This window comes from Pseudomonas sp. KK4 (genome assembly GCF_001984065.1).
Taxonomy (GTDB): Bacteria; Pseudomonadota; Gammaproteobacteria; order Pseudomonadales; family Pseudomonadaceae; genus Aquipseudomonas.
In genome coordinates this window covers 1-1,519 of record NZ_LYVP01000242.1, presented here as the reverse complement: position 1 = coordinate 1,519, position 1,519 = coordinate 1, and the positions used below count along the sequence as shown (strand labels likewise).

Annotated in this window: 1 protein-coding gene; it reads right to left on the bottom strand. The window is 55.2% G+C overall.

Annotated features, from left to right (window positions below; genetic code table 11):
• Positions 1-218 precede the first annotated feature (218 nt).
• Complete coding sequence (locus B0W55_RS29310; RefSeq protein WP_077049375.1) at positions 219-1,469, bottom strand: IS256 family transposase; 1,251 nt, start codon at positions 1,467-1,469, stop codon at positions 219-221.
• Between the last annotated feature and the right edge of the window lie 50 nt (positions 1,470-1,519).

Below are 1,519 nucleotides of genomic sequence, written 5' to 3'. Positions count from 1 at the left end.
GAATTGGGGAGGTTGGTGGGGGATTTTGCCGGGATTCGGGTGATGGAGGGGCTTGATGGTCCGCTTATCGCACTTAAGGATTATCTGAAAGTAATTCAATGAATGAAGGCGGGGGGAGTGTCAGTTTTTTTGTGTGCGGGCCGGTAGCGGCCTGCCGGGGACTGTCAGATATTTTGTGTGCGGGCCGGTAACGGCCTGCCGTCAGGCAGGCCGTGCTTTTACCAGGTAGGCCTGATAAATCGATCTCCGTACAGAATCGCGAATTGATTCATCGCACTTTTCCAGTCATGGGCCGCAGAGCCCCAGTTTGCAGTGATATTGCGCAGCCCAAGCCAGATCAGCTTGGTCGCCGCATCGTCGGTCGGGAAGTGACCTCGGGTTTTGATGATTTTGCGCAGTTGAGCGTTGATGCTCTCAATGGCGTTGGTCGTGTAGATCACTTTTCGGATCGCCGGCGGGAAAACGAAAAATGGAATCACACGATCCCAAGCGCGGCGCCAAGCAGCCACTACCGTCGGATACTGCTTGCCCCATGGCCCACTTTCAAACGCATCCAGCGCTTGCTCGGCCGCTTCGGCAGTGACTGCCTGATAGATCGGTTTGAGCGCCTTGGCCAGTTCACGACGCTTATCCCACGCCGCGTAATCAAGACTGTTGCGGATCAGATGAACAATGCATGTTTGCAGTGTCGTATCTGGAAATACGGCGCTGAGAGCTTCTGGCATGCCTTTAAGGCCATCGGTCACAGCAATCAACACGTCTTCGACGCCGCGTGTCTTGAGGTCGTTGAAAACCTTCATCCAGAATTTGGCGCCCTCGGTCGTTTCGATCCAAATGCCGAGAATATCGCGTGTTCCGTCAGGCAAAACACCCAAGGCCAGGTAGATCGCCTTGTTGCGAACCAGCCCCTCTTCGCGGATTTTGACCCGCAGAGCATCGAAGAAAATAACCGGATACATCGGCTCTAAGGGCCGCTGTTGCCAGGCACCGATCTCTGCCATGACCTCGTCGGTTACAGAGCTGATGAAGTCGGGAGAAACGTCCGTACCGTACTGCTCGGAAAGAAACGCACGAATCTCTCTGACAGTCATTCCGCGAGCATACATGGCGATGATCTTGTCATCGAACCCGGTGTAACGGCGCTCGTGCTTGGGAATTAGGATGGGAGAAAAACTACCGTCCCGGTCGCGAGGAATATCCAGCCGGAGCGGGCCATCGCCGGTTAGAACTGTCTTGCCGCTTTTGCCATTGCGATGGTTGGTTTCATCCTCTGGGCGCTGCGCGCCCGGCGGATAGCCCAGGTGGTGACCGAGCTCAGCATTCAGGGCTCTCTCGATCAAAGCCTTCTTGAACGCCGCAGAGGCGTCCTCAATGGCTTCAGCGGTCATCGGTCCATCGGTGAATTGCTCGAGCAGCTCTTTCGGGATTTTCGGTAGCTCTCGCAACGCAGGTTTCTTTCTGGCTGGCATACATGCACCTCTTACTCATGTTATGCCCGAACACAAAATTTCTGACACCC

What these genes read in the sequence shown, in the direction of transcription:
- B0W55_RS29310 (WP_077049375.1), bottom strand. Translation starts at nt 1,469, where the DNA reads ATGCCAGCCAGAAAGAAACCTGCGTTGCGAGAGCTACCGAAAATCCCG.